This is a genomic window from Streptomyces sp. NPDC086787, assembly GCF_044745865.1.
Taxonomy (GTDB): Bacteria; Actinomycetota; Actinomycetes; order Streptomycetales; family Streptomycetaceae; genus Streptomyces.
Window position 1 is genome coordinate 133,933 of record NZ_JBIVBC010000006.1, and the last position, 22,122, is coordinate 156,054.

Here is a 22,122-nt window from a genome sequence, read left to right on the forward strand (position 1 = left end):
TCCTGTGTCCCGTCCGGTCGCGTCCCGGCCGGCATCGTCACTCCAGCTCGGCCAGCCTCCGTGCCGTGTCCTCGGCCGTCGGCTCACGGGTGGCGACGGCGCCCGGTGGCATCCGCTGCCACTGGGTCCGCGCCGCCTGGTAGGCCTCGCGGGCGGCACGCGGTCGCGTGGCCGCCTGATAGGTCATACCCCGCCAGTGGTGTGCCTGAGCACGCAGTTCCACTGCCGCCGTCCGGCGCCGCTCGGTCTCGGCCGCTTCCTCGGCGTCGCCGGCGGCCTCGGCCGCGTCCCGGAACGCGTCCGCCGCCGCGTCCAGCCGAGTGGGCCTGCCGAGGCCGCGGTGCGCCTCGAACCGGGCCCGGCCCAGCGCCAGCAGGCAGCGTGCGGCGGTCAGTGGGTCGGCCGCGTCGGCCGCCGCGAGCCCGAACAGGTGCTCCGCCTCGCGCAGGTCGACCGGGTCGCCCCGGGTGCCGTAGCGGACCATCAGGGCCCGGCCGAGGGTGAGCAGCCGGTGGGCGAGGCGGCGGTCGCCGGACGGTGTCTCGGTACGGCACTCGCGCAGCACGCGGATCGCCTGCGACAGCGGGCCGAGGTCCCGGACGCCGGTCTCCGGGGTGGCCAGCGTGAGCAGCGCCGCGCCCCACTCGGCGAGCGCCTCGGCGTGCGCGGGCAGGTCCCGTGGGGTGCTCTGCGCGGCCTGCTCGAAGCGTTCGGCGGCCGTGCGGAGCTCGTCCGGGTCACCGAACTCGCGGTGCCGTGCCACTCCGACGCGTCCCGCGCGCAGCAGCAGCGCGGCCCGCCGGGGCCGTTCGCGGGCGAGCGCGAGTGCCTCGTCCACCCGGTCCCGCGCCTCGTCCAGGGGGCCGCCCGCGATGAGGAGCGCGTCGACCAGGTCGATCCGGACGCGCACCTCGTCGTGCGGCGCCGGTTCGGTGCCGCTCGCGGTCTCCAGGGCGTCCCGCAGCGAGCGGGCGGCCTGCTCGGCGTGTGCGCGGGCCTGTTCGCGGTCGGTGGTGGCCTCCGCGAGCCGGAGCAGGATCCGGCCGTGGGCGAGCGGCAGTCCGGGCGGCCGCAGCCGGCGGTCGGGCCAGGAGTCGGCGAACGCCTCCAGCATGCCGACGGCACCCTGGAGCAGCGCGCTGTCGCCACCCAGGCGCCACTGTGCCTCCAGCGCGCCGACGCGCTCCAGGGTGAGTTCGAGCGCTTCCTCCTTCGCCAGGTCGGGGGCCGCGCAGGCCACCGCGTACTCGCGGTCCGCGCGGCGCAGCCGGTCGAGCGCGCCGTGCTGGTCGCCGTGCCGTCTGCGGTCGACGGCGGCGGCGTGCAGCACACGCGCGAGGACGGCCCGTTCGCGCAGGGCGTGCGGGTGCGCCACGGCCCGTTCGGCGGCGCGTTCGGCCTCGCTCAACAGGTCGGCGCCGCCCTGCACCTCCCACAGCCGCAGCGTGGCGCGCGCGTACTCCGCCCACAGGTGCGGGTCGGGTGCGGCCTGCCCTTCGTGCGCGGTGGCGCCGCGCAGCAGCTGTACGGCGTCGATGAGGTCCTGCACCATGCCCTCGCCGTCGAACCGCGCGGTCAGGGAACGGGCCCGGGCGACGGCGCCGCGTATCGAGGCGGCCTGGTCCGGGACGGTGGCGTCGGGTTCGGTGGCCTCTGAGCCGGGTGGCCCGCTCTCTCCGTAGGCCGCAAACTCCCCGGGCAGTGGCATGAACCTCTCCAGGACGCGCGCGGCGACCTCCGCGAACGGCTGCGGCACGAGCCTCAGGTCGCCGTCCGCCGCGGTGTCACCGGGGCCGTCGCGGGAACCGGTGAAGCCTCCGACGGGGGCGCCCCGGCCGGTCGTGCCCACGTCCAGTTGGGCCATGGCGAGGGCCGGGAAGTTGGGGCCGCCCTTTCCGTAGCGCTGCTCGATGTACTCCGAGCAGTGCTTGAGCACCAGCAGTGCCTCGTCCCGGCCGAGAACCGACAGCAGGGCCTCGTGCACGTCGGGCCGCATCTCGTACCACTGGGCGCCGTCGTCATGCTGTTCGGGCGCCCGGGTCACCAGCCCGCTGAGCAGCACCTCGGCCAGCTCGGAGGGGCCGGAGTGGGGCAGCATGGTGCGCTGGACGAGCTGCATCACCGGCAGGCACAGCGGAGCGGCCGCCAGGTAGACGGCGAGCCGGGCGGCCGCCGGGGAGGCGGTGGCGCGGAACCGGCCCAGGCGCTGCACCCAGGAGAGCGGGCTCGCGGGGCGCGCGGGCGGGGCGGGCGGCTGGTCGGCGCGCACCCAGCCGACCGCGCCCGCGACCGGCGCGGCGCCGGAGAGCAGCCGCGCCCAGGCGCCGAGGGCGACCGGTTCGGGGGGCAGCACGGGGACCGGAAGTGCGCCCCGGCGCGGGTGCGGGGGTGCGCCGGGCGAGGTACGCACCCGCAGTACGGCGCCGCCCGGGGCGTCGCCGCGGGAGAGCTCTCCGTAGGTCACCGGCAGCCGGGTGCGGTTCCACAGGCGCTGCGGCAGCGGCTGGAGTACGGCGGCCGGTGCGTGCCGGGCGAGCTGGTGCAGCAGCCGTTGGGCGCGGCCGGTGCGCCACAGCGGGCCCGCGCAGTCGCTGACCAGGAGCGTGATGCGACGGCCGGTGGGGTCGCTGAGCCGGTCCGCCCTGTGCAGCGGGGCGGAGTGCGCGTCCGGACCGTGGCTGACCGCGGGCTCGCCGTCCGGTCCTTCGTGCAGATGGCTGACCTGGACGTCCCCGAAGGCGCCCAGTTGGGCGAAGACCTGTTCCAGTTCGGCGAACACGCGGTCCCAGACGCGCATCGACGGCGAGGCGTCCAGCACCAGTTGCAGCCGGGTGTCGCCGCGGGTGACGGCCCGGTGCACGGGCATCACCAACCCACCCGCCCGGGCGCTGAGTTCGGCTGTCGCGATCTCGTCCAGTTCCTTGCGCAGCGGTGGTGCGGCCCCGCGATATCGCTGCAACGGCCTTAAGGCGCGCTGGAGTTCGATCAGCGAAGGCAGGGCCGAGGCCGCCGGAACCCCGATCGGGAGCGCCGTGGCACGGCCCGCCGCAGCACGGGTGCGTCCGGCTCCACCCCGGGCCGGCGGGTAGAGCGGCACGTTTCCGTCGGGGCGGGCGCCGTACGACGGCGGTTCGGGCGGCCGGAGCCGCGACTCGTCCCGCTCGGCCGTGGCCGGGGTCCCGGCGGGCGGCTGCTGTCCGGGGCGGCGGGACCGTCCCGCCCGGCCGTCGGGTGCGGCCGCGTCGGGGTCCGGCGGCTGGGCGGGACGGGTCCAGCGGGCCAGCCAGAGGGCGTCGCTGAGCCCCTCGGCGTCCGGATCGAGCCCGGCCGACCGCAGCCGTGCGACGAGTTCGGTGAGCAGGTCACCGGAGGGGCCGGGCATCTGGGCGCGGTGGTCGGGGTCGGGGGGACCGTGGCGTGCCGCGGCGTCGGGCATCAGCGCCTCACCTCGGGCGGTCGAGCCGCTGAATGAGCTGGTCGGCGAGTCGGTCGCGGCTCGGCGGGGCGGCCGCGTCGGTGAGGTAGATCGCGTTCAGCAGCTGGTCGGCGGCGAGCAGTTCACCACGGGAGCGCTCCAGGAAGCGGGTGATCAGGTCGTCGCCCACGCGGGCCGCCTCGTCGCCCAGATGGGCGCGGACGAAGGTGGCGAGCCGGTTGTGGTCGGGGCGGTCCAGCTCCAGATGGATGCAGCGGCGCATCAGGGGGGCGGGGAAGTCCCGCTCCCCGTTGCTGGTGAGCACCACGAACGGGAAGGCGTGGCAGCGCACCCGGCCGTCGCGGACCCGGGCCTTGGTGCCGTCTGCGGTGAGCACCTCGGCCTCCCCGTCCGGCAGCCGGTCGGCGAGCCGCTGCAGTTCGGGTATCTCGAACTCGCCCTCCTCCAGCACGTTCAGCAGGTCGTTGGGCAGGTCGATGTCGCTCTTGTCGAGTTCGTCGATGAGCAGCACGCGCGGGGTGTCGGAGGGCAGCAGGGCGGTGCCGAGCGGACCGAGGCGGATGTAGCTGCCGATGGCCTCGACGGAACCGGGGCTGCCCGCCGCGGAGCCGTAGCCGCCCTGCGCGGCGATCTGCACGTCCTGGAGCCGGGCGATCGCGTCGTAGTGGTACAGCCCGTCCTGGAGCGTGGAACGGCTGACGACGGACCAGCGCAGGACCTCGCCCAGGCCCAGCTCGTAGGCGACCGAGTGGGCCAGCGTGCTCTTGCCCGCGCCGGGGCTGCCGGTGACGAGCAGCGGGCGGCGCAGATAGAGCGCCGCATTGATCATCTCCAGCTCCTCGGCGCCGGGGCGGTGGAGTTCCGCCAGATGCCGGTGCGCGCCAAGCCTGCGGTCGCGGGAGCCGTCGTCGTCCGCCGTGCCCCGTCCGGCGAAGTCCCGCCAGGGCGGCGGCGGGGGCAGCCGGCTCATTCCGTCGTGGGGTTCCCCGGCGCCTCGGTAGATGAGCCACTCACTGGATTCGGTCATGATCCGGTCCTCGTCGTCCCTCGTCCACCACGGCAGCCGTCGTCATGCGTCACAGCGGGTCGAACGTCCATCACGTTATCGACCCGTGGGAAAGCTGGTAAGAGGCCGAGGGGCGCAGGGAGCACGTGGCATCAGGGGGCCTCCAGGAGATCTCCGGTTCCGGGCAACGGCTCATGCGGGTCGTCGTACAGGAGTGCTATTCCGTCGGCCCAGAAGGCATCCGGGAACCCCGCCCGCAGTCTGACCCGCAGCCGGTGCACCACGTCGGGCAGCAGCGCGGCGCCCTCCCCGTCGTCGACCACCTGCTTGGCGCCCCGGTGGAACTCCCCGCAGACGGCCTCGGGCCGGCCCCGCCAACGGCGCCACAGGACCACTCCGAAACCCGCGCGCACGATCCGGCCGAGCGCGGCCGTGTCGTCCTCGTAGCGCAGGTCGCCGTAGCGGCACAGCACCGGAACCGCGCGGGGTGGCAGTCGGCGCAGCTCCCCGACCGTCGGGACCGGTTCGCGCACGCCGTCGTCGCAGTCGAGCACCTCGGCCTGCGCCTCGCGCACATGCAGCCGCCGCCAGCGGTCCTGGCGCTCCGGGTCGTCCCACTCCTCGGGGTGCGCATTCGGGGGGTGAGTGCTCGGGGCGTGAGTGCTTGAGGTGTCCGTGCCGGTGTACGACGCCGGCTCGGCGTCGCCGGGCAGTTGGTCGCGGTCGGAGCAGCGCACGACGACGGGCCGTTCCGCGCCCAGCGGGGCGCCGTCCGGTCGCAGCCGCCAGTCGTCCACGGCCAGCCCAAGCAACTGGTGCGGCAGGGCGGCGTGCAGGACCACGGGCCGCCCCGGTTCGTCGCCGCGGCGAAAGGCCTCGGCGAGAGGCTCGGCGGCCTGTGCGGCGAGCCCGGCCAGTGGGGTGCGCTCGGCCTCGTGCAGCCGGGTCACGTCGCCATCGGGTGAGGTCAGGCAGACCGACCAGTCGCAGTGGTCCGGCTCCCAGCCCCGCGGCAGCACTTCCAGCAGCACGGCGAGACCGGGCAGGGCTGGCGCCGTGGACACGACCGGGGTGAGTGGGCGGGCCGGGGTGACCGGCGAGGCATGCGGCCGGGGGCGCAGGCCCAGCCACTTGGCGCGCCGCCGGGCGAGAGCGTGGCGATATCCGCTGTCGAGACCGGTCGACGCCTGCTTCACCCACTCCCACAGGGCCTGCTCCGCTTCGAGCACGCTGGGCGTCGCGGGACGTTCGGCCTCCAGGACCAGCATCGCGTAGTCGAGTACGAGCTTCAGCGCCCCGTCCTGCCGGGCGTTCTCGTAGAGCAGACCGAGGCCGTCGCGCCAGCCGCGCGGAGCCGGTACCAGCGTGGGCGGCTGGAAGTTCGGGAGAGAGTCGAGGAGGTCCAGCAGGCCACGGGTGGTGGCGGGCGGCGGAAGGTCGGAGAGCCTGCCGAGCAACTCACCACGCTCGTCGGGGCCGAGCGTCCGGCCGGGGCGTGCGCCCAGTTCCGCCTGTGCGTCGGCCCAGGTGGGGCGCCTGGACTCGGAGGGCTGCTGGCGGTCGCGGTGGTAGCGGTCATGGGCGTGGAAGACCGCTTGGTAGAGGTCGTCGTGCTCGGTCGTCACGGCGTTCGGCGGCACCCGTAACGTGCGCAGACGCTCGATGCCGGTGGAGGTGCCGCCCGTCCCGTGGTCCGCGCGCGACTTCAGTATGCCGATGACCTCACCGCGCACCGGGTCGATCACCGGGCCGCCGGAGACTCCGGGCGGCAGGTCGTTGTGGCCCAGCCGCAGCTGCGCGCCCGCCGACCAGCCGCCGATCGTGCCCTGCACGGACAGGAACCCGTCCAGGACCTGCAACTGACCCCCCGTCACGGTCCAGCCCGCGTAGAACACCCTGCCCTCGCCGTAGTGCGCGGCCGGCCGCTCGGAGACGTACACACAGTCGTGGCCGACGGGCTCGCGGAGCCGGACGAGGGCCAGGTCCGGGGCGGGCCAGCTGCCGGTCACGAGGTGTTCCACCCGCTCGGGGAGGGTGGCCGCCACCTGTCCGGTGACAGCGGCCGGCCCCTGCCCCGGGCCGGTCTCGTAGACGACGGACACCTCGCTCCCCTCCCCTCCGACCACCACATGTGCGCACGTCAGCACCCAGTTCGGAGCGATGAAGAAGCCGCTGCCGAGGAAGGTGCCGGGTTCGTCCGGGACATACCCGACACCTGTGCGATGAATGCGTACGGTTGCCGCGATGACGAGTTCACGCAGAGCATGCTGGGCAGCACGCGAACTCTCCGCTGCGCCCCCGTCGTACCGCTCCGTCATGCGCCCTCCCCACCCACGGCCCCCCGACCGCCCCCATGCCTCGAAACACCGGCGGATGCGCCCGCGCGGGGTGCGCGGCGGACGCCTGCGCCGAGGATGTGGGCGGCTCCGCCGGGGGTGGCTCCGGAGGCGGGGGCCGCGCCACCGCTCCCCGGAGCCGAGCCACCCGGGCCGGGACCGGGGCCCGGACCCGAGACGGAGCCGCCGCCCGGACCCGAACCCGAGCCGCCCGAGGCCGAGCCGTCCGAACCCGGACCGTGGCCCGGGTTCGCCGGGTCCGGCGGCCCGCCGCCGTTCCACGTCAGGGTCACCGTGATGCCCGCCTTGGCCTCGCCGTCGGCGAGCAGCCCCACGATCTTCCCGGCCTTCGCGCTCAGCTCGATCCCGAACTCGACGCTCACCTCGTCCGGCCGCACCGCGCGCAGCGGCCCGGCCAGCGACCGCGCGACCCCCGTGACGAGCGAGTGCAGGCTCTCGACGGTCGCCTCCACCCGCTCGGTGAATCCGGTGTCCGTGTACGAAAGCTCCCCCGACGGCACTGCGAGCTCCTCGGCTCCGGATATCCGGGCCCACACCGGCGTGCCGTCGGGCAGCAGTATCCGCGCCACCCGTGTCGATTCCTGCCCCATGCCGCTCCCCCGATCCCCGCGGCACCGCCGGCCCGTGGGCGCGGTGCTCCCCTGCGCCTATCCTTTTCCTGTCCCTGCCGTGGCGTCCCGGACGGGAAGACGTCGCCTCTGCTTCCCGCAAGGAGAGGGTTCTTCCCGCGCGGGAGCGGCCCAACCCCTGTATCCATCACGGAGCACGATCCATGTACTTCACCGACCGAGGCATCGAGGAACTGGAGAAGCGGCGCGGCGAGGAGGAGATCACCTTCGAGTGGCTCGCCGAGCAGTTCCGCACGTTCGTCGACCTGAACCCCGACTTCGAGGTCCCGGTGGAGCGGCTGGCGACGTGGCTGGCCCGCCTGGACGACGAGGACGACGACGAGTAGCACCGCCGCCCCCGGGCCCACGGCACCGCCTCAGTCGCGGGGCCGCACCAGTTCGTAGGCCACCCCGAGCGTCCCGTAGGCCAGCAGCAGCGCCCCCGCGGCGACCCACCCGCCGCTGCGCCGCCGCAGGCCCCACACCGTCACCGGCAGTCCCGCCGCCAGCTGGGCCAGGGCCAGCGCGCGGGCGCGGGGATCACCCGGCCGGGGCAGCCACGGCGCGAGACGCCCCGTGTCCACGGCGTCGATCTCTGCACGCACCGCCTCCCGCCACCCCGCGAGGATTCCCACCCCCTCGACCTGGCGCACGTCGTTCTGGAGGCGGGCGATCTCGCGGAGCCGGTCGGCGTGTTCGCCGGGGCCGAGCCCGGCGGGCAGCGACACCCCCGCGCGCGCGAGTACGGCGAGCAGCTCGCGCAGCCGGTCGGGCCCGTCGGCCGCCGGGTCGGTCGCGGTGAGCCGGTCCAGGGACTGCGTGTCGAGTACGGGATCCAGCCCGAGGCGCACGACGAAGGCGCGCATCGCCTCGCCCTCCCCCGCCGGGGTGCCGTCGGCCAGCCAGACATAGGCCACGGGACGGCGGAAACCGGAGGCGAGGGTGTATCCGGCGCGGTCGGCGTCCCACCACAGCGCGAGCACGGGCCAGGACGAGCCGACGGCCAGTGCCGTGGCCCAGCCGGTCGCGACACGGTCGACCGGCTCGCCGCCGCGCAGCCAGGGCTTTCCCTCGGGCACGAGCACGCTCCACTCGCCGCCCGCACCGGTGAGCAGCATGCGCTCGCGCAACAGGTCGGCGACGGGGGCGACGGCGTCGGGGTCGGCCCGGCAGAGCAGCAGCGCGCCGGGGGCGGGAGCACCCCGTGAACCGGCCCGAAACCCATCCGTCGACATGGTCAACACGCTAGGCACTTCGCCCACTCTCCGCCCGATATAGGGCATCAACCGGGGCGTCGGCCGGGGTTTCGGTGATCACACGAACGAGCGCCTTGACTTCCATCGTCCACGATATATCGTGTTTCTCGGATGACGCGATATGGCGCGTCGCTTCGCATCGTCGCATCGCCGCATCAAGGAGGTCAGCACCATGTCCGAGTGGTCCGTCGTGGAGCCCACGAAGCTCGCCTTCGACACCCCCGTGACCGAGCTGAACGTGCGCATCGTCAACGGAACGGTCAACGTCGTGGCCACGGACGAGGGTTCCGCCCGTCTGGAGGTCTCGGACATAGAGGGCCCGCCCCTGGTGGTCACCCAACAGGGCGGCACACTGACGGTGGCGTACGAGGACCTGCCCTGGAAGGGCTTCCTCAAGTGGCTCGACCGCAAGGGCTGGCGGCGCAGCGCGGTCGTCTCCCTCGCGGTCCCCGCGAAGACCCGTGTCGAGGTCGGAGTCGTCGGCGCCGGCGCCGTCGTGTCGGGGATCAGCGGCCACGCGGAGGTCAAGGGCGTCACCGGCGACACCACCCTGGTCGCCCTCTCCGGCCCGGTGCGCGCTTCGACGGTGTCCGGGAACCTGGAGGCCCAGGCAGTCACCGGCGACCTGCGCTTCAACTCCGTCTCCGGCGACCTGACCGTCGTCGAGGGCTCGGGTTCCTCCGTGCGCGCCGAATCGGTCAGCGGTTCCATGATCATCGATCTGGACCCGGACGGCCCGACCGACGTCAGACTGACCAGCGTCTCCGGTGAGATCGCCATCCGCCTGCCGCATCCCGCGGACACCGAGGTCGAGGCGAACACGGCGAGCGGCACGATCTCCAACGCCTTCGACGATCTGCGGGTGCACGGCCAGTGGGGCGCCCACAAGATCACCGGACGGCTCGGCGCAGGCACCGGCAAGCTAAGGGCCACCACGGTCTCCGGCTCGATCGCCCTGCTGCGCCGCCCGCCGAGGGAGGACCTGGACGAGCGAGGGGAGACGGAGCCGCCGGCACCGGCGGACGACAAGCCCGTCACCGCCCCGGACGGCAACACGACCGCCGAAGGCGCGACCACCCAGAACTCCCCGGCCGAGTCCGAGGGCACGACCGACAAGAAGGTGCTCTGACATGCCTCCCGTCTTCGCGCACGGACGCCTCCGCCTGTACCTGCTCAAGCTCCTCGACGAGGCCCCGCGCCATGGCTACGAGGTGATCCGCCTGCTCGAGGAGCGCTTCCAGGGGCTGTACGCGCCGTCAGCGGGCACCGTCTACCCGCGGCTGGCCAAGCTGGAGGCTGAGGGCCTGGTCACGCACACCACCGAGGGCGGCCGGAAGGTGTACGCGATCACCGACGCCGGCCGCGCCGAACTGGCCGACCGCAGCGGTGAACTGGCCGATCTGGAGCTGGAGATCCGCGAGTCGGTCGCGGAGCTCGCCGCCGAGATCAGAGCCGATGTGCGCGGCGCGGCGGGAGACCTGCGCCGCGAGATGCGCGCGGCCGCCAGCGAGGCGCGGAACGGCACCGGGCCGGGCGACGGCGGCACGAAGTACGGCGCGGGCGGCGAGAAGGAGGCATGGCAGGCGGCCAAGGAGGAGATGCGCCGCGTCAAGCAGGAGTGGAAGGAGCAGGCTCGGCGCGCCAAGGACGAGAGCCGCCGTGCCCGCGAGGAGGCCCAGCGGGCCCGCCACCAGGCACAGGAGGCGCAGTCCCGGGCGCAGGCTCAGGCCCAGGCGGAGATGCAGCGCATCGCCCGGAAGGTCCAGGAGCAGGTGCAGGACCACTTCGCGCGCGGCGACTGGCCCACCGGAGTCCGTGAGGGCCTGACCGAACTCGCCAAGGAGTTCGGCGAGTTCGGGAAGGGCTTCGGCAAGGACTTCGGCCTCGGCCGCCACGGCACAGGAGCCCGAACCGGCACCAGCAAGGAATCCGAGGCCGGCGGGGCCGCCACGGGGCCCGGATACGCGTACCCCGCCGAGACCTTCCCGGCCGAGTACGAACCGGCCTGGGCCCACGAGGACGGCAGCGGTGACCCGGCCCGCGACCTGGACCGCCTGCTCGACCGCTTCCGCGACGACATCCGCGACGCGTCCCGGGACCACGGTGTCACGCCCGACCAGTTCCGCGACGCACGGCGCCATCTGTCGACGGCGGCGGCGCACATCGGCGCGATACTGCGCGGGCCGAAGGTCTGACACATACTCCTTCGGCCGGCCCGAGGGACCGGGCCGGCCGAAGGACAGGCGGAGGGCAACCGATCAACCGCTGACGACCGATCAGCCGTTGGTGAGCACGATCTTCCCGAACAGGTCACCGGATTCCAGCCGCTCGAAGCCCTCGCGGGCACGGTCGAGCGGGAGGATCTCTTCGATCACGGGGCGTACACCGGTGGCGGCACAGAAGGAGAGCAGGTCCTCCAGCTCGTCCTTGGTGCCCATCGTGGAACCGACGATCTTCAGCTCCAGGAAGAAGATGCGGGTCAGCTCGGCGTGCGAGGGGCGGTCGCCACTCGTGGCACCGGAGATGACGATCGTGCCGCCGGGCCGCAGCGACTTGACCGAGTGGGACCAGGTGGCGGCGCCGACGGTCTCGATGACGGCGTCCACGCGCTGGGGCAGCCGCGCCCCCGGCTCGACCGCCTCCACGGCGCCGAGCTCCATGGCCCGCTTTCGCTTCGACTCGTCGCGGCTGGTGGCGAAGACCCGCAGCCCCGCCGCCTTGCCGAGCGCGATCGCGGCCGTGGCGACACCGCCACCGGCGCCCTGGACGAGGACGGAGTCCCCGGGCCGTACACCCGCGTTGGTGAACAGCATCCGGTAGGCGGTCAGCCAGGCCGTGGGCAGACAGGCGGCCTCCTCGAAGGAGAGCCCCTTGGGCTTGGGCAGCACATTCCAGGTCGGCACGGCGACCTGTTCGGCGAAGGTGCCCGGGTAGCGCTCGGTGAGAATCGAGCGGGGCTCCCTGGGGCCGACGCCGTGACCGGTCTGGCCGATGACGGAGTGCAGGACGACCTCGTTGCCGTCCTCGTCGACGCCGGCGGCGTCACAGCCGAGGATCATCGGCAGCCGGTCCTCCGGCAGGCCGACGCCCCGAAGCGACCAGAGGTCGTGGTGGTTGAGGGAGGCGGCCCTGACATCGACGGTGCTCCAGCCGGGGCGGGCCTCGGGCGCCGGGCGCTCGCCCAGCTCAAGGCCGGAGAGCGGCTGGTCGCGGTCGATTCGGGCGGCGTAGACAGCGAACATGGGCTCGACGATAGGTTCCCGATCACACGGACGGAACCACGGCCCGCTGTGACACACGCCCTCTTGCGCGACGGCATGGTGTCCGGAGGCGGCCATCCCTGGGCGAGCCCTAACAGGACTCCGTTAGGTCTTCCTGTTTGTGCTGATCAAGAGCATGTTGGGGTTGTGGACTTACATGAAGTGAGGCGTGTCCGGGCGACGTTGGCGTTGTTCGTGGCCGATGTGTTGGCTTCGGTGCCGCGGAAGGACCAGCGGGACAAGGGCGACTGCTATCTGCGGGGACTCATGCTGGACGGCCGCCGCAAGTCGATCCAGGCGATGGCTGAGCGGCTGCCGGACGGCAACGAGCAGAACCTGCAGCAGTTCGTGAACCAGTCGACCTGGGATCCGGTGCCCGTGCAGCGGCGGATCAACGAACGTCTGCTGCCGTTGATCGAGCCGCTGGCCTGGGTGATCGATGATGTGTCGATGCCGAAGGACGGCCGGATGTCGGTCGGGGTGGCTCCGCAGTACTGCGGAGCCCTGGGTAAACGCGCGAACTGCCAGGTCGCCGTCAGTGTCCACGCCGCCAGCGACGCTGCCTCGTGCCCGCTGCAGTGGAGGCTGTTCCTGCCCGAGGAGTGGGCTTCGGACAGTCACCGCCGCGTCAGGACCCGCATTCCGCCCGAGGTCACGCACCGGGAGAAGTGGCGGCTGGCTCTGGACATGCTCGACACTCTCGCGGACTGGGGGATGACACCGCCGGCGGTGGTGGCCGACGCCGCCTACGGCACCAACGCACACCTGCGGGCCGCACTGTCGAAGCGAGGACTCACCTATGTCCTGTCCATCCGGTCGGACGTGAGCGCCCACCCGCTCGACGCAGAACCCGAGACCCCACAGCGCAAAGGAAATGTCGGCTGCTGGCCCCAGCCGCGATACCGCCACAAGGCCCCGTCGGTGGCAGTCCTTGCCGCAACTCTGGGGCAGGAGAAGTTTGTTCCTCTCACGTGGCGCCAGGGTTCGAAGGGGGAATTACGTTCCCGCTTCGCGGCCGTGCGCGTGCGTCCGGCTGGCAAAGCCGTCGAACGCCCGATCAAAACAGCGGCCTCGGCCGGGCCGGGCTGGTGGGACGGGGTTCTCCCCGACTGCTGGCTGCTTGCCGAATGGCCCGCCGGCGCCGAAGCTCCAAGCGAGTACTGGCTGTCCAACCTGCCGCCCGACACTCCGATCGCCGATCTGGTCCGCCTGGCCAAGGTCCGCTGGCGCATCGAGCACGACTACCGAGAGCTCAAGCACGGCCTGGGCCTGGACCACTTCGAAGGCCGTTCCTGGCCGGGCTGGCACCACCACGTCACCCTCGCGACCGCCGCACACGCCTTCCTCACCGAACAGCGCCTGGCCCCAAAAGCACCGCAACCAGGCTCACTCTCTTCCAGATCCTCGACGCTCTCCAAAACACCCTGAGGTGCTGGACCGGGATCTGCACCAGCTGCCAACAATCCCTCCCCACCAGAGCCCACACGAGGACAAGACCAAGAACGACCTAACGGAGTCCTACTAAGGGAATGATCCGAAATCACCCGAATGGAAGAACGGACGACCGGGCAGGCAAAACGGCCGCGCCCAACGGAAACGGCCCCGCCCAACGGAATTGGACGGGGCCGTTCGGAGCAACGTCAGCGACGGGCAACGCCCTCGGCGCGCGCGGCGGCCGCGACCGCCGCGGTCACCGCGGGAGCGACCCGCTCGTCGAACGGCGAGGGGATGACGTAGTCGGCGGCGAGATCGTCGCCGACCACCGCGGCCAGCGCCTCCGCCGCCGCGATCTTCATGCCCTCGGTGATCCGGGAGGCCCGCACCTGGAGCGCGCCCGCGAAGATGCCGGGGAACGCGAGCACGTTGTTGATCTGGTTCGGGAAGTCCGAACGCCCGGTCGCGACGACCGCCGCGTACTTGTGCGCGACGTCCGGGTGCACCTCCGGGTTCGGGTTGGCCATCGCGAACACGAAGGCGCCCTCCGCCATGGAGGCCACGGCCTCCTCCGGGACCGTACCGCCGGAGACACCGATGAAGACGTCGGCGCCCGCGAGGGCCTTCTCCAGCGTGCCGGTGATGCCCGCCTTGTTGGTGAAGGAGGCAAGCTCCCGCTTGACCTCCGTGAGGTCGGCGCGATCCGCCGAGACGATGCCCTTGCGGTCCGCCACCGCCACGTCGCCGATGCCGGCCTCGACCAGCATCTTGGCGATGGCGACACCGGCCGCACCGGCGCCCGAGATGACGGCGCGCAGCTGCCCGATCTCACGCATGCTCAGCCGAGCCGCGTTCCGCAGCGCCGCCAGGGTCACGACGGCCGTGCCGTGCTGGTCGTCGTGGAAGATCGGGATGTCCAGCTGCTCCTGGAGCCTGCGCTCGATCTCGAAGCACCGCGGCGCCGAGATGTCCTCCAGGTTGACTCCGCCGAACGAGGGAGCCAGCCGGACGACGGTCTCCACGATCTCGTCGACGCCGGTGCAGTCGAGCGCGATCGGGACGGCGTCCACGCCGCCGAACTGCTTGAAGAGGATCGCCTTCCCCTCCATCACCGGAAGGGAGGCCTCGGGGCCGATGTCCCCGAGTCCGAGGACGGCCGTACCGTCGGTCACCACCGCGACCACGGACGACTTCCATGTGTAGTCGTTGACCAGGTCCGGCTGTTCCGCGATCGCGGTGCACACGCGCGCGACTCCAGGCGTGTACGCGAGGGACAGGTCGTCCTTGTCGCGCAGCGGCACAGTGGCTTGCACAGCCATCTTGCCGCCGCGGTGCAGCGCGAACGCCGGATCGAAGGAGTCGAGGGGCTCGGCCCCGCCGTCCTGGTCCTTTTTGCCGTCGCTGCGAGGATTGACGATCTCCGCTGCCACTTCGTTTTACCCCTTAAGTGTTCATGGTTTGAGGGTGGACCACTCCTGGTGAAGAGTGGGCGGGACCGCGTATGACCCGATTGCCTGATTCGTACGGGCCGTACACGACGGGCGCGCCGCACACGCGCCCTGAGCCCCGGATGAGGGGTGTAAAGAACCTTCTTACCCGACGGACAGGGCCGACGACGAGTCCATTAGGTGCAAGGTCACATCACGGGCCTAGAAGGTCACGACCTGATGACATCGAGGCCACGTCGAGGGAGGACGGAGCGCCCCGGGCACGGCCACGACGGCTGGGCAAGCACCGACCGAGGGGTGAGATACGCCGAAGGAATTACGGCCGGATCGAGGGAATGCCGCAGACCGTCCGGCGGGATGCGCCAACCGACACGCAGCTTCGGGGATCACCCGTTATGCGATTTTGACATAGGGAGTCCCCTGAATCTCGTGAACCGAATGGCAAGATGCCGTAAACCCACGAGGTCGCGACACCCGAAAGTGTGTGTTCTCGTCGACCTAACGGCATCTCCACCCTTTTCGCCGGAGGAACCCACCATGACCGCTCGCTCCACCCGTCGTACGACCGCCCGCTCCCGCTCAGCCGCGGTCGGCGCGATAGCGGTCGCAGGCGCCCTGATCCTCACGGGCTGCGGTGACCAGACGGACTCGGGCAACAACGACGGCGGTTCCGCCTCGTCGAACGCCTCGGCTCCGCTCGCCGACAAGCTCCCCGCCGACGTCAAGAAGGCGGGCGTCATCAAGGTGGGCTCCGACATCGCGTACCCGCCGGTCGAGTACATGGAGGGCGGCAAGGCCGTCGGCATCGACCCGGACATCGCGGACGCCCTCGGCAAGCAGCTCGGTGTGCGCTTCGAGTTCCAGAACGGCAAGTTCGACAACCTGATCGTGGGTCTCCAGGCGAAGCGTTTCGGCGCGGTCATGTCCGCCATGAACGACACCAAGGCCCGTCAGGACGGTGTCGACTCCGACTCCGGCAAGAAGGTCGGCAACGGCGTCGACTTCGTCGACTACTTCACCGCCGGCACCTCGATCCTGGTCCAGAAGGGCAACCCGAAGGGCATCAAGTCCCTCGACGACCTCTGCGGCAAGGTGGTGGCCCTGCAGAAGGGCACCACGTCCGAGGGCATCGCCAAGAAGCAGAGCAAGAAGTGCACCACCGAGGGCAAGAAGGCCATCGACCTCCAGACGTACGACACCGACCCCGAGGCCCTGCTCCGCCTGAAGCAGGGTGCGTCCGTGGCCGACCTGAACGACTTCCCGGTAGCCGCGTACAACGCGAAGACCTCCGGCGGCGGCAAGGACTTCGAGGTCGTCGGCGAGCAGATCGAGGCCGGCCCGTACGGCATCGCCGTCCGCAAGGACAACACCCAGCTGCGTGACGCCCTTCAGGCCGCGCTCGACGCGATCATCAAGAACGGCGACTACGCCAAGATCCTTCAGAAGTGGAACGTCACGGACGGCGCGGTGACCGAAGCCAAGACCAACGGCGGCTCCTGAGTCCCCGCGCAGTGCTGAAAGGCAGTCACCGTGACTGACATAGTCGACAAGACTCCGGCGGCGCCGCCGGAGCAGATCAAAGCCATCCCGGTGCGGCACTACGGCCGTTGGGTGGCCGGTGCCGTGGTCCTCGCCCTCGTGGCGCTGATCGGGGTCGCCTTCTCCAACGCGAAGATCAACTACAGCATCATCCCGGACTACGTGTTCGACCCGGGCATCGTCTCGGGCGCCTGGACCACGCTCTACATCTCCGTGCTGGCCATGGTGCTCGGCGTCGGACTCGGCGTGGTGCTGGCCGTGATGCGCCTGTCGGCCAACCCGGTCACCAGCACCGTGGCCTGGTTCTACGTCTGGTTCTTCCGCGGCACACCCGTCCTGGTCCAGCTCCTGCTCTGGTACAACATCTCGATCGTCTTCCCCGTCCTGAACCTCGGGTTCTACAAGGACGAGATGACCGATGTGATGACTCCCGTCCTCACGGCCCTGCTGGGACTCGGCCTGAACGAGGCCGCGTACATGTCGGAGATCGTCCGGGCCGGCATCCAGTCGGTCGACGAGGGGCAGACGGAGGCGTCGCACGCGCTGGGCATGACCCAGGGCAAGACGCTGCGCCGGGTGGTCCTCCCGCAGGCGATGCGGGTCATCATCCCGCCGACCGGCAACGAGTTCATCAACATGCTGAAGACCTCGTCGCTGGCCTACGCGGTCCAGCTCCCCGAGATCATCAAGAAGGCCACGGACATCTCCAGCACCTCGCTGGCAGTGGTCGAGATGTACTTCGTGGCCTGCATCTGGTACCTGTTCCTCACCACGATCTTCAGCATCGTGCAGTACTACATCGAGCGCCACTACGCCCGCGGTTCGACGCGCAGCCTGCCGCCGACCCCGCTGCAGCGGCTGAAGAAGAACCTCCGACTGTTCGGTTCGTTCCGCCGCCCGGAGGTGGCCCGATGAGCAGGCTTTCCAAGGACATCACCCCGCCGAGCAGCGGCGCGCCCATGGTCAGGGCCGAGGGAGTGCACAAGTCGTTCGGGCTCGCGCACATCCTCAAGGGCATCGACCTGGAGGTGAACCCGCGCGAGGTGTTCTGCCTGATCGGCCCGTCCGGTTCCGGCAAGTCCACCTTCCTGCGGTGCATCAACCACCTGGAGCAGATCTCCGCAGGCCGGCTGTACGTGGACGGCCACCTGGTCGGCTACCGGCAGCGCGGCGACAAGCTGTACGAGCTGAAGGAGAAGGAGGTCGCGGCGCAGCGACGGGACATCGGCATGGTGTTCCAGCGCTTCAACCTGTTCCCTCACATGACGGCCCTGGAGAACGTCATGGAGGCGCCGGTCCAGGTCAAGCGCGAGTCGAAGGCGGTGGCCCGCGAACGCGCGGAGCGTCTGCTCGACCGGGTGGGCCTCGGTCCGCGCAAGGGCCACTACCCGGCGCAGCTCTCCGGCGGTCAGCAGCAGCGTGTCGCCATCGCCCGCGCGCTGGCGATGCAGCCGAAGCTGATGCTCTTCGACGAGCCGACGTCGGCCCTCGACCCGGAGCTGGTCGGCGAGGTCCTGGACGTAATGCGCGACCTGGCCGAGGACGGCATGACGATGATCGTCGTCACGCACGAGATGGGCTTCGCCCGTGAGGTCGGCGACTCGCTGGTGTTCATGGACGACGGCGTGGTGGTCGAGTCCGGCCATCCGCGCGAGGTCCTGACGAACCCCCAGCACGACCGGACGAAGTCGTTCCTGTCGAAGGTGCTCTGAGGCGTCAACGCGGCTTGCCGCGACGAGGGGCGGTACGGGATTCCCGTACCGCCCCTCGTGCTGTCCACCGGCTGCCGGCGTGGTTACTTCAGGGCGAGGAGCAGCGTGTCCGAGGGCGAGCACCACACCGGCCGGGCCTCGGCGAAGCCCCGTTCGCGGAGCACGCTCGCGTGCCAGTGGGCCGAGGGCATCTGCCCGTCGGCGTGCTCGCCGTAGATCTCGAAGCGGCGGGCGGTCGGCCCGGCGAGGGCCGGGTCATCGGCGGCCAGTTGCCACCATTCGGCCCAGTCCGGGGCGCCGTCCCGCTTGGCCTGATCCATGCGGGCGTGGCGCTGGGCGCGTTCGGCCGCGTTGATCCGGGGCGTGGTCTCGTCGATCATGTGGTCCGCGTTCATGAACACACCACCGTCGCGGACGAGCCCCGCGACCTGACCGTAGAGGGCCGCGAGGGGTTCGGTGTGCAGCCAGTGCAGGGCGGTGGCGGTGAGGACCGCGTCGTACGAGTCGTACGGCAGTCTCGTCGTCCAGTCCGGGTCCTTGAGGTCGGCGGTCACCAGGGTGACCCGCCCGTCGCCCGCGAAGGTGCCCTCCGCGATGGTGAGGAGGGCCGGGTCGAGGTCGACGCCGGTGCTGGTGGCGCCGGGGAGCCGGGCCAGCAGCCGGGCGGTGATGGAGCCGGTGCCGCAGGCTAGGTCGAGCACGCGCGGCGTGGCGCCGACGAGCGCCTCGACCATGTCGAGCATGATCCCGAAGCGTTCCTCCCGGTCCGGCATGTACCACTCCTGCTGCCGGTCCCAGCTCTTCTGCCAGGCCGCCCAGTCGGCACCGGCCGCCGTAGTCGTGCGCACGTCCGTCATCGCACCCCTCCAACCCGTAGGTCCGTAATACCCTGTAAGCGCGACCGTCCATTACCCGACCGCAGACATGACCATAGAGCGCCGCCGTAAGGACTACAAGTGGAATTGGCCTATTACTCGGACTACGCCGTGCGCCTCGTCAACAGCGAGGAACCGGCCCGGGGCAAGGACACCCTGACCTCGGTCGAGGCCGTCCGTGATCTGTTCGGCGTCAACCAGTCGGCGGCCCGTCGTGCCACCGACACCGACGTCACCCGCTTCCGCTCCGTACGGGCCCGGCTGCGCGCGGTCTTCGAGGCCGCCGACAACGGAGACGAGACGCTTGCCGTCGACCTGCTGAACTCGCTGCTGCTGGAGTTCCCGGTCAGCCCGCAGATCTCCGGGCACGACCACCGTGACGACGACGGCCGCCCGCTGTGGCACATGCACCTGGCCGACCACCCCTCGAACGCGACCGCGGGATACGCGGCGATCGCGTCGATGGGCCTCGCCTTCCACCTCACCGAGTACGGCGTGGACCGCCTCGGCCTCTGCCAGGCGAACCCCTGCCGCAACGCCTATCTGGACACGTCGACGAACCGCTCCCGGCGCTACTGCTCGGACCGCTGCGCGACGCGCGCCAACGTGGCCGCCTACCGGGCCCGCAAGCGCCAGGAGGCCGACCTGTCCGAGAAGACGGGCCTGGCCGCCGACAGCGCCCAGCGCGCCAGCGCGAGCGGCGAACGCTGACCCACCGGGAACGGCCGCAACCGCAGCCGGACCCGGCCGAGAACCAGATCCTCCGGCACGGTCCCGTAGTCGGTGCTGTCCCCGCCGGCGTAGCTGTTGTCCCCGAGCACCCACCAGCCGCCCTCGCGCCGCTCGGTTGCCCGCTTGACGACCAGCAGGTCCTGCTGGAAGGGATGACGGAGGACGACGACGTCACCGGGCCTGATCCTGGCGCCGTAGTGCACCACGAGGAGATCCCCGTGATGGAGCGTGGGCACCATGGACGGCCCGGTCACCTCGGCCACTCCGAAGGCCTTCGCGGCCCCCGCCCGCCCGTTCTCCTGCGACGGCTCCGGCATCCCCGGCACCTCCCCGGTCCGTTCGTCCACCAGTCCCAGTCTCTCCCCGGACTTTTGTCCTAAGCCCTAGGGGGCACTCGCGAAAACACGCTACCCAGGGAGTAATGTCCCACCTGAGAAGACGATCACGAGGAAGGAATGCTCCATGCTTTCCCGCCTGTTTGCCCCCAAGGTCAAGGTCAGCGCGCACTGCGACCTGCCCTGCGGCGTGTACGACCCGGCCCAGGCCCGCATCGAGGCGGAGTCGGTCAAGGCTGTACAGGAAAAGATGGCCGCGAACGACGACCCGCACTTCCAGGCGCGCGCCACGGTCATCAAGGAGCAGCGCGCCGAGCTCGCCAAGCACCACGTCTCGGTGCTCTGGAGCGACTACTTCAAGCCCCCGCACTTCGAGAAGTACCCGGAGCTGCACCAGCTGGTCAACGACACCCTGAAGGCCCTCTCGGCCGCCAAGGCGTCCACCGACCCGGCGACCGGCCAGAAGGCGCTCGACCACATCGCCCAGATCGACAAGATCTTCTGGGAGACCAAGAAGGCCTGACCTTCACCGGCTCCCCGACCGCACCCGGCCCGCGACTTCCCTGCGGCCGGGTGCGGTCTTCCTCACCGCAGGCGAGCCACGTGAGCATCTGCGGGTCGGGCAGAGGCGGTTGACCCACTTCGCTGACGAGGGAAATGCTGGGCGAGAGGCCTGCGCGCCCCGTCCGGCCCGCAAGTCTGTGCGAAGCTGGACAGGTGACCCTTGAGGACCTGGTACGGCTGCGGCACGCCCGTGACCGCATGGACCGCGAGTACACCGAGCCGCTCGACGTCGCCACGCTCGCCCGGACCGCTCTGATGTCCCCGGGCCACTTCCAGCGCAGCTTCCGCGAGGCGTACGGAGAGACGCCGTACAGCTATCTGATGACCCGCCGCATCGAGCGCGCCAAGGCCCTGCTGAGGCGCGGCGATCTCAGCGTGACGGAGGTCTGCATCGCCGTCGGCTGCACCTCGCTCGGGTCGTTCAGCTCGCGGTTCACGGAGCTGGTCGGGGAGACGCCGAGCGCGTACCGGGCCCGGTCGCACGAGGACGGCGCGGCGATCCCGTCCTGTGTGGCTCGCGCCTTCACCCGGCCCCGACGCGGCCGCGGCTGAGCGGCCTGCGGCGGCGCTGTCCCAGCACTAGCGTGAACGCATGGACCTCAAACTCAAGCAGTGCTTCATCGCCGTGGACGACCACGACAAGGCGCTCGCCTTCTACGTCGACGTACTCGGCCTGGAAGTCCGCAACGACGTGGGCTTCGAGGGAATGCGCTGGGTGACCGTCGGCTCACCGCTCCAGCCGGACGTGGAGGTCGTGCTCGAGCCGCCCGCCGCGAGCCCCGACATCTCCCCCGCCGACAAGCAGGCCATGGCGGAACTGCTCGCCAAGGGTGTACTGCGTGGGGTCATCTTCACCACCGCGGACTGCGACGCCCTGTTCGAGCGGGTCCGGGAGTCCGGCGCCGACGTTCTCCAGGAGCCGACCGACCAGGCGTACGGGGTGCGCGACTGCGCCTTCCGGGACCCGGCCGGCAACATGCTGCGCTTCCTGGAACGGACGGACGGCTGAGCCGAAACCCCCGGAGAGCCCGGCTGACTCCCCTGCCCACCATCACCCCATGACCATCCGCTGGACCTACGCCTTCATCGGTCGGCCGGTCGGCCGACCGACTCGGCGTGGCCCGTGCGTTCTGGACTGCGGTCACCGGCACCGAGCTCTCCGAACTCCGTGGCGACCGGGACGAGTTCACGACTCTCGTGCCGCCTCCCGACGCCGACGCCTCTGTGAAGGTGCAGGGAGTCGACTCCGGCGCGGGCGGCGCACGCCTCGACTTCTCGGTCCGGGCCGAGGACATGGCGACTTCGTGAGGTCGGCCCGGAAGGCGGGAGCGGCGACGGCCGTGTGCCTGGACATCGCACCGTATGTACGAGACCGAGACCGCGTCGGCGGGACGAGGAGCGGCCCACCGGCGCACACCTCGACCTCGCCTGCGCGGAGCCCGAGGCGGTCCGCGCACGTCATGAGGAACTCGGGGCCGCCTTCGTCACCCGCGGCACCCACTGAACAGTGATGCGGGATCCGGCGGGCGGCTCGTACTGCCTGACCGCACGGGATCCGGA

At 71.3% G+C, this 22,122-nt stretch carries 20 protein-coding genes and 1 pseudogene; 12 read left to right on the top strand and 9 right to left on the bottom strand.

All coding sequences use genetic code 11. The annotated features are described in order from the left end of the window. Positions 1 to 37 precede the first annotated feature (37 nt). The 4 genes and pseudogenes from ACIPK3_RS17075 to ACIPK3_RS17090 form a co-directional block, all read right to left on the bottom strand. Positions 38 to 3,436, bottom strand: coding sequence for an SAV_2336 N-terminal domain-related protein (locus ACIPK3_RS17075; protein ID WP_402570413.1), 3,399 nt, complete (start codon positions 3,434 to 3,436; stop codon positions 38 to 40). Positions 3,437 to 3,443: 7 nt separating this feature from the next. Continuing rightward, positions 3,444 to 4,463, bottom strand: a complete 1,020-nt coding sequence (locus tag ACIPK3_RS17080; RefSeq protein ID WP_402570414.1) for an AAA family ATPase — start codon at positions 4,461 to 4,463, stop codon at positions 3,444 to 3,446. A 131-nt stretch (positions 4,464 to 4,594) separates the two neighbouring features. Next, positions 4,595 to 6,760 (bottom strand): trypsin-like peptidase domain-containing protein, encoded by a 2,166-nt coding sequence (locus tag ACIPK3_RS17085; RefSeq protein ID WP_402570415.1) that lies wholly within the window; start codon positions 6,758 to 6,760, stop codon positions 4,595 to 4,597. A 131-nt stretch (positions 6,761 to 6,891) separates the two neighbouring features. Further along, positions 6,892 to 7,389, bottom strand: a pseudogene (locus tag ACIPK3_RS17090) (CU044_2847 family protein); the annotation flags it as partial. 182 nt (positions 7,390 to 7,571) lie between these two features. Here ACIPK3_RS17090 and ACIPK3_RS17095 point away from each other — a divergent pair. After that, positions 7,572 to 7,754 carry a DUF6104 family protein gene (locus ACIPK3_RS17095; RefSeq protein WP_402570417.1) on the top strand — a complete coding sequence of 61 codons (183 nt, stop codon included), beginning with the start codon at positions 7,572 to 7,574 and terminating at the stop codon, positions 7,752 to 7,754. A gap of 30 nt (positions 7,755 to 7,784) precedes the next feature. Here ACIPK3_RS17095 and ACIPK3_RS17100 read toward each other — a convergent pair whose 3' ends face one another. Beyond that, positions 7,785 to 8,642: a hypothetical protein gene (locus ACIPK3_RS17100; protein WP_402570418.1), complete on the bottom strand. Its 858-nt coding sequence runs from the start codon at positions 8,640 to 8,642 to the stop codon at positions 7,785 to 7,787. Between the two features lie 193 nt (positions 8,643 to 8,835). Between ACIPK3_RS17100 and ACIPK3_RS17105 the strand changes: the two genes are divergently transcribed. Together ACIPK3_RS17105 and ACIPK3_RS17110 are read left to right on the top strand one after the other, a co-directional pair. Then, the gene (locus ACIPK3_RS17105) at positions 8,836 to 9,792 is read left to right on the top strand and encodes a DUF4097 family beta strand repeat-containing protein (protein ID WP_402570420.1); all 957 of its coding nucleotides are present in this window, start codon (positions 8,836 to 8,838) and stop codon (positions 9,790 to 9,792) included. 1 nt (position 9,793) lies between these two features. Then, positions 9,794 to 10,858 carry a PadR family transcriptional regulator gene (locus ACIPK3_RS17110; RefSeq protein WP_402570421.1) on the top strand — a complete coding sequence of 355 codons (1,065 nt, stop codon included), beginning with the start codon at positions 9,794 to 9,796 and terminating at the stop codon, positions 10,856 to 10,858. Positions 10,859 to 10,939: 81 nt separating this feature from the next. Here ACIPK3_RS17110 and ACIPK3_RS17115 read toward each other — a convergent pair whose 3' ends face one another. After that, positions 10,940 to 11,905, bottom strand: coding sequence for a zinc-binding dehydrogenase (locus ACIPK3_RS17115; protein ID WP_402570423.1), 966 nt, complete (start codon positions 11,903 to 11,905; stop codon positions 10,940 to 10,942). Positions 11,906 to 12,070: 165 nt separating this feature from the next. Between ACIPK3_RS17115 and ACIPK3_RS17120 the strand changes: the two genes are divergently transcribed. Next, on the top strand, positions 12,071 to 13,351 hold the full coding sequence (locus ACIPK3_RS17120) for an IS701 family transposase (protein ID WP_402570424.1): 1,281 nt from the start codon (positions 12,071 to 12,073) through the stop codon (positions 13,349 to 13,351). 212 nt (positions 13,352 to 13,563) lie between these two features. Here ACIPK3_RS17120 and ACIPK3_RS17125 read toward each other — a convergent pair whose 3' ends face one another. Next, entirely contained in the window at positions 13,564 to 14,787 is a 1,224-nt protein-coding gene (locus ACIPK3_RS17125; RefSeq protein ID WP_402570425.1) for an NADP-dependent malic enzyme, read from the bottom strand. Between the two features lie 555 nt (positions 14,788 to 15,342). Here ACIPK3_RS17125 and ACIPK3_RS17130 point away from each other — a divergent pair. From ACIPK3_RS17130 to ACIPK3_RS17140, 3 genes are read left to right on the top strand one after another with little or no spacing between them, the layout of a single operon-like run. After that, positions 15,343 to 16,305, top strand: coding sequence for an ABC transporter substrate-binding protein (locus tag ACIPK3_RS17130; RefSeq protein WP_402570427.1), 963 nt, complete (start codon positions 15,343 to 15,345; stop codon positions 16,303 to 16,305). A 30-nt stretch (positions 16,306 to 16,335) separates the two neighbouring features. Further along, on the top strand, positions 16,336 to 17,259 hold the full coding sequence (locus ACIPK3_RS17135; protein ID WP_402570429.1) for an amino acid ABC transporter permease: 924 nt from the start codon (positions 16,336 to 16,338) through the stop codon (positions 17,257 to 17,259). Continuing rightward, positions 17,256 to 18,056 carry an amino acid ABC transporter ATP-binding protein gene (locus tag ACIPK3_RS17140; protein WP_402570431.1) on the top strand — a complete coding sequence of 267 codons (801 nt, stop codon included), beginning with the start codon at positions 17,256 to 17,258 and terminating at the stop codon, positions 18,054 to 18,056. Before ACIPK3_RS17135 ends, ACIPK3_RS17140 begins: the two co-directional genes overlap by 4 nt. A gap of 83 nt (positions 18,057 to 18,139) precedes the next feature. Here ACIPK3_RS17140 and ACIPK3_RS17145 read toward each other — a convergent pair whose 3' ends face one another. Then, on the bottom strand, positions 18,140 to 18,913 hold the full coding sequence (locus tag ACIPK3_RS17145) for a class I SAM-dependent methyltransferase (RefSeq protein WP_402570433.1): 774 nt from the start codon (positions 18,911 to 18,913) through the stop codon (positions 18,140 to 18,142). Positions 18,914 to 19,012: 99 nt separating this feature from the next. Between ACIPK3_RS17145 and ACIPK3_RS17150 the strand changes: the two genes are divergently transcribed. Then, positions 19,013 to 19,642 (top strand): CGNR zinc finger domain-containing protein, encoded by a 630-nt coding sequence (locus ACIPK3_RS17150; protein WP_402570435.1) that lies wholly within the window; start codon positions 19,013 to 19,015, stop codon positions 19,640 to 19,642. On the opposite strand, the gene sodX is transcribed toward ACIPK3_RS17150, so the two are convergent. Then, positions 19,546 to 19,980, bottom strand: a complete 435-nt coding sequence (gene sodX, locus ACIPK3_RS17155; RefSeq protein ID WP_402570794.1) for a nickel-type superoxide dismutase maturation protease — start codon at positions 19,978 to 19,980, stop codon at positions 19,546 to 19,548. The genes ACIPK3_RS17150 and sodX overlap by 97 nt on opposite strands. A 145-nt stretch (positions 19,981 to 20,125) precedes the next feature. Between sodX and sodN the strand changes: the two genes are divergently transcribed. From sodN to ACIPK3_RS17175, 4 genes are all read left to right on the top strand, one after another. Continuing rightward, the gene (gene sodN / locus ACIPK3_RS17160; RefSeq protein ID WP_151785818.1) at positions 20,126 to 20,521 is read left to right on the top strand and encodes a superoxide dismutase, Ni; all 396 of its coding nucleotides are present in this window, start codon (positions 20,126 to 20,128) and stop codon (positions 20,519 to 20,521) included. Positions 20,522 to 20,715: 194 nt separating this feature from the next. Next, positions 20,716 to 21,114, top strand: a complete 399-nt coding sequence (locus ACIPK3_RS17165) for a helix-turn-helix transcriptional regulator (RefSeq protein ID WP_402570437.1) — start codon at positions 20,716 to 20,718, stop codon at positions 21,112 to 21,114. Positions 21,115 to 21,154: 40 nt separating this feature from the next. Then, complete coding sequence (locus ACIPK3_RS17170; protein ID WP_402570438.1) at positions 21,155 to 21,571, top strand: VOC family protein; 417 nt, start codon at positions 21,155 to 21,157, stop codon at positions 21,569 to 21,571. Between the two features lie 107 nt (positions 21,572 to 21,678). Next, entirely contained in the window at positions 21,679 to 21,870 is a 192-nt protein-coding gene (locus ACIPK3_RS17175; RefSeq protein WP_402570440.1) for a hypothetical protein, read from the top strand. The last annotated feature ends 252 nt before the right edge of the window (positions 21,871 to 22,122 follow it).